Annotated in this window: 8 protein-coding genes and 1 pseudogene; all 9 read left to right on the top strand. The window is 44.9% G+C overall.

Going from position 1 to position 6,889, the window contains the following annotated elements:
- The first annotated feature begins 85 nt into the window (after nt 1-85).
- The 9 genes and pseudogenes from QUA71_RS28565 to QUA71_RS28605 all read left to right on the top strand — a co-directional run bounded on the left by QUA71_RS28565 (nt 86) and on the right by QUA71_RS28605 (nt 6,764).
- Nucleotides 86-1,381, top strand: a complete 1,296-nt coding sequence (locus QUA71_RS28565; protein WP_333290306.1) for a Z1 domain-containing protein — start codon at nt 86-88, stop codon at nt 1,379-1,381.
- 243 nt (nt 1,382-1,624) lie between these two features.
- On the top strand, nt 1,625-2,164 hold the full coding sequence (locus QUA71_RS28570) for a Uma2 family endonuclease (protein ID WP_333290308.1): 540 nt from the start codon (nt 1,625-1,627) through the stop codon (nt 2,162-2,164).
- Nucleotides 2,165-2,359: 195 nt separating this feature from the next.
- Entirely contained in the window at nt 2,360-3,541 is a 1,182-nt protein-coding gene (locus tag QUA71_RS28575; RefSeq protein WP_333290310.1) for a GTPase, read from the top strand.
- Nucleotides 3,542-3,702: 161 nt separating this feature from the next.
- A complete protein-coding gene (locus tag QUA71_RS28580; protein WP_333290312.1) occupies nt 3,703-3,912 on the top strand; it encodes a hypothetical protein in 210 nt (69 codons plus the stop codon).
- Nucleotides 3,913-3,930: 18 nt separating this feature from the next.
- Nucleotides 3,931-4,248 (top strand): annotated as a pseudogene (locus QUA71_RS28585) (Uma2 family endonuclease); the annotation flags it as partial.
- Between the two features lie 245 nt (nt 4,249-4,493).
- Complete coding sequence (locus QUA71_RS28590) at nt 4,494-4,811, top strand: 2Fe-2S iron-sulfur cluster-binding protein (protein ID WP_333069026.1); 318 nt, start codon at nt 4,494-4,496, stop codon at nt 4,809-4,811.
- Between the two features lie 57 nt (nt 4,812-4,868).
- Nucleotides 4,869-5,060 (top strand): hypothetical protein, encoded by a 192-nt coding sequence (locus QUA71_RS28595; protein ID WP_333290318.1) that lies wholly within the window; start codon nt 4,869-4,871, stop codon nt 5,058-5,060.
- Nucleotides 5,057-6,124: a DUF3326 domain-containing protein gene (locus tag QUA71_RS28600; protein WP_333290314.1), complete on the top strand. Its 1,068-nt coding sequence runs from the start codon at nt 5,057-5,059 to the stop codon at nt 6,122-6,124. Before QUA71_RS28595 ends, QUA71_RS28600 begins: the two co-directional genes overlap by 4 nt.
- A gap of 46 nt (nt 6,125-6,170) precedes the next feature.
- Nucleotides 6,171-6,764 (top strand): CPBP family intramembrane glutamic endopeptidase, encoded by a 594-nt coding sequence (locus tag QUA71_RS28605; protein ID WP_333290316.1) that lies wholly within the window; start codon nt 6,171-6,173, stop codon nt 6,762-6,764.
- Nucleotides 6,765-6,889: the final 125 nt, after the last annotated feature.

The raw sequence follows: 6,889 nt of genomic DNA on the forward strand, positions 1-6,889 counted from the left end.
TTTAACTGCTTATCAATCTATTCAACAAGCTCTCTCTATTGATGGCTCCATTTTTTCCCCTAGTTGAGCAATTACTAATTGGGATATGCCGCCAGGGCTGAAATTAGCTTTGTGCTGTTTTTTTGTTGGTTCGATATACAAAATGAAATCAGCACCAGATAAAGATGCTAAGTATTCTTTTCTAGCTCATATTGACCACAAGCGTATTACTCACAGCACGTTGGAAAATGTTATTGGCAGCTTTGTTATAGAGCTTGACAAGGCTCTGCGATCTAAATTATCTGTCACAAAGCGAGAGGATGCGCTCAAATGGCTAAGTCAAGCTCATGCAGAGTTAAGCAAAACAGCTTCTAACTTACCACCTCTCAATGACCTTGTTGTGGAGCTAGAGTATGAGTTACGAAATACTATACCAAAAGTTATTGATGCCACCAATCCAGATAAGGAACCTAAATACAGCCCAGGTATAAACATTCTAATTGGAGGAAACCGCTTGGGGCGTGGTGTAACTATTGAAGGATTGATGATTACTTATTACGGGCGTGATGCCAAGCAAAAGACAATGGACACAGTTCATCAGCACGCACGAATGTTTGGTTATCGCCAGGAATTGTTAGATGTTACTCGCCTCTTTTTACCCGAACACATTTTAGACGATTTCCGCGCTATCCATGAGTCAGATGAGGGTATGCGTGAAGTAATTGATGAGAACACTGGCAAAATTAAGCTTACGCCAGTGTGGGTTGGTCGAAAACTTAGACCAACCCGTGCCAATGTCCTTAATCCAGCAGCCATTGGTGCTTTTACCCCAGGATCTTCTATTTACCCCCGCGATCCATTGTGGAAAGCTTCTGAAGTTAAAAAACACACAGAAGCACTTGATAAACTTCTGTCTACATTTCAGGGAGAGGATGAATACCATCCAGTAGACATCGACTCTTTAATCGGGATTATTTCAGAAATGCCAAGCCGTTCCTGTTCTGGGTATGTCTGGGAAGATGAGCGAGTCAAACAGGCACTTGAAGCAATGAAAGCACAAGGTATCCATAAGGGTATTCTCAACGTTCGTCGAGGTAAAAAGGGTGATGGGCTGGACTTGAAAAACCAAACTCGACCTTGGGTTTCTGGTTTTGCACAAAGTCAGTGGCTAAGTAAGCCCAGACAAAAATACACTGATGTCCCTGTACTCGTTGTTATGTATGAAAAAGGTGAAAAACAACAAAAGAATTGGGATGATCAACCTCTCTATTTGCCCACACTGATTCTGCCTAAGAACAAATTCGTCTTTATGTTCAATTACTCAGAGGAATCAGAAGAAGTAGAAGAGCAGCAAGAAGATGAACTAGAAGGGGATGATTCAGAGGAAATAGACGAAAATTAATTGATACCACAAGAATCATATAATTCACCATAAGCCGTCATAGAAGGAAGCTGATAATTTTTTGTATAGCTATAAAAACGCTTAGGAAAAATATTCTGGTGCTAGGGTAGAGGTTCAATTTTTATTTGCCGAAGATGGAGAGGAGAAACTACCGTAAAAGTGCGGGTACTCATCGCGCAATAACTTTTCATCGTATCAGCCATAATCGTAACAAGTAAGTTTGGTAAAAGCGAGGAAATAACTATGGTCACTGCTACTGCTCTACAGGAGAATTTTACTTTAGAAGAGTTCATCACCGAGCCGCCCGATAACATGGAATTGGTAGACGGCCAACTTGTGGAGAAAAATGGCAGGACACTAAAGACGGGTAAAATTCAGTTAAGCCTGGGGGATGCTTGGAAAAATTACAAAGATGCTAGCGGACAAGGGGGAGAAGCTTATGTCGAGGTTCCTTGTCGCACTAACCAACAAATTCGCCGTCCCGATGTCGCTTATCTCACACCAGAATTAGTTGCACAATTGGGCAATCTTGCCACTTTACCCCAAAGTTTCCCCTTAGTTGCCGAAATAGTTTCACCCACCGATATCGCTGAAGATGTCTTTCTCAAAGCACAGGAATATTTAGAATCTAGCTGTCAGGAAGTCTGGTTAGTTTTCCCCGAAAGTCGTTTAATATTCGTCATGAATCAAAATCAAATATTGACATTTAGATCCGGCGATACCGCCACCACCCAACAAATCCTGATCGGTTTTAGCATCAATGTCGATCGATTGCTAGCTTAAACTAAATTCTACAACCTTTCATTTAGCAGCACGCGACACAAAACTCTCCTCTACCCGTTGCACCAGTTCTGAAATCAAATTGCTACAATATGTTTAAGACTCCTCAGTCCGCCTTCGCGGACTTCGTTTGTAGAGCATCGAAATTCTATTCGGTGGTATTTAATTAATATCCCACCCTTATCGGAGCAAATCGCCATGTCAGACGACTTTTCCTTAGACGAGCTTTTAAATAGAAGTTACTACGCCTTCAAAGACGCAGAAAACCAAGTGGGACAGTGCAATGTTTTAGTCATCGGCAAAACCGGCGTCGGCAAAAGTACCCTGATAAATTCAGTTTTTCGCAAACGCTTAGCAGAAACCGGAGTCGGCCGCCCCATCACTCAAGGCATTCGCCAATATACCAAACCCAATTGCCCAATTACAGTCTACGATACTCCCGGACTCGAACTCAACGCCGAACAAATTAAAGTTATTCAATTAAACGTTGCTAAACTGATTGAAGACCAAAGACTCCTGCACCCCAAAGAACACATTCACGTCATCTGGTACTGCATCAATCACAGCGCCAATAGAATAGAATCTGTCGAGGAAAACTGGCTAAAAGAAATGGAAGTCAAAGACGTACCAGTTGTTTTAGTGCTGACTCAGACGACATCTAAAAAGCCGGGCGAGTTTTTTAAGCAACTGGAACACATGAATTTGCCCGTCAGTCAAATCATCCCCGTCATGGCTGAACCGGAAGAAATTGATGAGGATTATACAGTAAAATCTCACGGTTTAGATAAGTTGGTAGATGCAACTTTTCAACTGCTGCCGGAAGTAGCTAAAAAAGCTTTTGTTAAAGAACAAATTGCTAATATTGCGCTCAAATCCGATATGGCATTTAAGTATCTAAGTGCTTATGTTGCAGGTTCTGCAATTGTCGGTGCCACTCCTGTACCGTTTGCTGATGCGCCGATTTTGATGGCGATGCAAACGGCAATGATTGCTAATATTACTGTGATTTTTGGAATGCCCTTTGATAAGGGCTTTATTTCGGCGATGCTGTCTGCTATTAGCGGCACAGGCGGGGTTACTGCTGTTGGCAGAAGTATTGTTACTAATTTGATTAAACTGATTCCGGGTGCGGGTACTGTTGTCGGCGGTGCTATCTCCGGTGCAACCGCAGCAGCTCTCACGCTTGCCCTCGGTTTGGCTTACATTGAGGTGCTTAAAGCTTATATGAAAGCTCAAGTTAATGGGGAACAACTTTCTTTGCAGCAGTTGACAAATATGTTTGTGGATTTGTATAAGGATTATGCTAGTTCTGGGCGTAAAACTTTGAAGGATGAGAAACCGGAGCAACCTAAACCTCCCAATCAAATTAATATTGAGTAAATTGGGCATAGGGCATAGGGCATGGGGCATGGGGCATAGGGCATAGGGCATAGGGCATAGGTTATTTGTTAGTTCCAATTCCCAATTCCCAATTACCAATTCCCAATTACCCATTACCAATTGATTGCTACAATATGAGTGAATTCTGCAAAAGAAAGTAAATGGCTATGGTAATGGCTGCCGTTTTATCAGAAAATGTTTCTCTAGAAGACTTCATGGCTAATCCCCCCGAGTGCATGGAATGGGTGGACGGGCCAATCGCGGAGAAATATGGCATGAGAGTAAAACACAGTCGCATCCAATCCAGACTAGAGCGTTCTTGGGGAAATGACAAAGATTCTAGCGGACAAGGCGGCGAAGTTTATACATAAGTTCCTTGTCGTACTGACAGGCGAGTGCGCCCTCCTGATGTAACTTATCTGACTCCTGAACTTGTTGCTCAATATGGCGATGTTCCTACTTTTCCTCAAAGCCCGCCGTTAATTGCTGAAATAGTTTCTCCTACTGATATTGCGGAAGAAATATTTCTAAAAGCACAAGAATATTTAGATTCAGGTTGTCTGGAAGCTTGGATTGTTTTTCCAGAAAGTCGCTGGATATTGATAATGACTCAAACTCAAAAGTTAACTTTTAACCTGGGTTCTACAGTCAGCACTCAGCTAGTGCTGCCCGGTTTTAGTGTTGCGGTTGATGAGTTGTTGGCTTGAAGGCAAAAAATTAATTAGGTATAAGTGCTGTGTGGCACAGTTCCGCCGTGAGGCTTGTAATAATTTGTGAAAAAGTCATTGACAAAATGCCGCTCGCTCCCCCCAGCCAATTAATAAAAAAAATTATCAATAAAAAATGCAGTTGTAAAATTGCACAAAAGCACAAACAGGGGTAAAATACTGATTGCTTTGTTTCCAAATTTAGCGTAAATTCCAATTGGGGAATTAAAACCAATAATTGAAATATGTCTAAGACTTACACTGTTGAATTGATCCACCAAGGCTCTACCTATACCGTAGAAGTACCCGAAGATAAACAAATTCTCCGCGCCGCTAACGACGCCGGCATTGAGTTGCCGAGTTCTTGCAATGCGGGGGTTTGTACTACTTGCGCTGGTAAAATTATTGAAGGGAAGGTCGATCAAGCTGATGGTATGGGCGTTAGTCCGGATCTTCAGGCAGAAGGTTATGTGTTGCTGTGCGTTGCTTATCCCCGATCGAACTTGAAGATAGAAACCGAAAAAGAAGACATTGTGTACGATCGCCAATTCGGTAAATCCTAGGACTAAGCTAAAATTGACCTAAGTACCGTTAGCGGTAAAACCACTATGGATCGCCCTATGACCACCCATTTCATTTCCGCAGAAGTTGACCTCCACGAGACGGCCGAGCAACTGCACTCGGCGATTGAAATTGAACTGCAAAAGTACGGCGAACCCCTGCGGTGGGCAGTCACAGACGTGGATGTCGATCGGCAAAAGGCTGTGGTAGAAGGCTACGTGCTCGTGGAAGCATCCTCCGCAACATCGTGAACCCCCGCCCTTTGACAGTGGTTTTGATAGTCCCCACAGGCGTTGGAGCCTCCATTGGTGGGTTTGCAGGAGATGCGCTGCCGGTGGCTAGGGCGATCGCCCAAATTTCAGACACCCTGATCACTCACCCCAACGTCCTCAACGGCGCTCAACTTTATTGGCCGATACCTAACGCTCTCTACGTTGAAGGTTACGCCCTTGACAAATTTGCTGCCGGATGCTGGGGACTGCAACCGGTACATCAAAATCGCATCGGCTTAATCCTCGATGCCGCGATCGAACCCGACTTGCAGTTGCGCCACTTGCAAGCGGCTGATGCAACCAGAGCTACATTGGGTTTGAATATAACTGATTGTGTTTTAACCGATCGCCCCCTGCAAGTAGAATTGCGTATTTCTGAATCAGGGGCATCCTGGGGAACCATCGGCAATCCAGACAGTTTATTGCGCGCAGCAGAAAAATTAATCAAACAAGCAAGAGTAGACGCGATCGCAGTTGTAGCCAGATTTCCCGACGATGAAGGCAGCCTCGCCCTCGAAAACTACCGCCGCGGCAAAGGAGTTGACCCCCTCGCCGGCGCGGAAGCTGTGATCAGCCACCTCGTCGTCAGGACGTTTAAAATCCCCTGCGCCCACGCCCCCGCCCTGTCTGCGCTTCCCCTCGATCCGCACCTGTCCCCGCGATCGGCTGCTGAGGAAATCGGCTATACTTTCCTACCTTGCGTGCTTGCGGGCCTCAGCAAAGCTCCGCAATTGGTAGCGCCAGAAAGCCAGCAGCACAATCAATTATCAATTACCGCCGATCGAGTCGATGCGGTGGTAATACCCGCCACAGCCTGTGGCGGCAGTGCTATTCTGAGTTTGAGTGGGCGATCGTCGGTACAAATCATCGCTGTGGGCGACAACAAAACCCAGATGCAGGCGACTCCAGAAAAACTCGGAATCAAAGCTTTGCAGGTAAACTCATATTTAGAGGCGATCGGAGTTTTGGTCGCTTTGCGGGCCGGCATCAGTCCAGCTTCCTTGGGTGCAGACATCTCCTCCCTGCGTTGTTTGTCTGACTAAACTCAACAAATCTAAAATCTCAAACCTCAAATATAAAAGTGATTAAGTGGCAGAAAAACTTCCCCAAAATCCTGAAATTGAACCCTTGACACGCACCCAAGTTTTAATAGCAATGGGCGTGACAGCAATTATGTTGCTGGCGGTAGCTAAATTGTGGTTGCTATTTGGATCGGTATCACTTTTGCCAGTCAAATTGATAGGAATCGACTTGCTCAAAGGATGTGCGCTCGGACTGGCAATTACAGGCGGCAGTGCGATCGTTTATCATCTCTGGCCCGGTTATCGCCGCAGTGCAGATGTTTACTTGGAAGTAGTGCTCAAACCTTTGTTTTGGCCGGATTTAATTTGGCTGGGACTGCTGCCGGGACTTAGCGAAGAATTGCTATTTCGAGGCGTGATGCTGTCTGCTTTAGGATTGAATGTTATCGGTTTAGTTTTATCGAGTTTTTGTTTCGGCATTCTGCACTTGGGAGGCATGGATCAGTGGCCTTATGCTGTTTGGGCAACGGCTGTCGGATTGCTGTTGGGTTACAGCGTTTTAGCTACTGGGAATTTGTTAGTGCCAATTACGGCTCATATCTGCACGAATTTGATTTCTAGTTGTGTTTGGAAGTGGGAACACAATGCCGTGAAGCGGTAGATCGATCGCACTACAATATTGAGGTCGGGGCGGGTCCACCCGTATCTCTGCTTAACCCTCTTTTGTCACTCTACGCAGAGGAAAACGTGCCATAAGGGATATTGAGGTTTTGAAAAATTGAACGA

Origin of the sequence: Microcoleus sp. MON1_C5, from assembly GCF_036701875.1 — a bacterium.
GTDB lineage: Bacteria > Cyanobacteriota > Cyanobacteriia > Cyanobacteriales > Microcoleaceae > Microcoleus.

Coding starts and splice junctions, on each gene's coding strand:
- QUA71_RS28565 (WP_333290306.1), top strand. CDS start 86: ATGCCGCCAGGGCTGAAATTAGCTTTGTGCTGTTTTTTTGTTGGTTCG.
- QUA71_RS28570 (WP_333290308.1), top strand. CDS start 1,625: ATGGTCACTGCTACTGCTCTACAGGAGAATTTTACTTTAGAAGAGTTC.
- QUA71_RS28575 (WP_333290310.1), top strand. CDS start 2,360: ATGTCAGACGACTTTTCCTTAGACGAGCTTTTAAATAGAAGTTACTAC.
- QUA71_RS28580 (WP_333290312.1), top strand. CDS start 3,703: ATGGCTATGGTAATGGCTGCCGTTTTATCAGAAAATGTTTCTCTAGAA.
- QUA71_RS28590 (WP_333069026.1), top strand. CDS start 4,494: ATGTCTAAGACTTACACTGTTGAATTGATCCACCAAGGCTCTACCTAT.
- QUA71_RS28595 (WP_333290318.1), top strand. CDS start 4,869: ATGACCACCCATTTCATTTCCGCAGAAGTTGACCTCCACGAGACGGCC.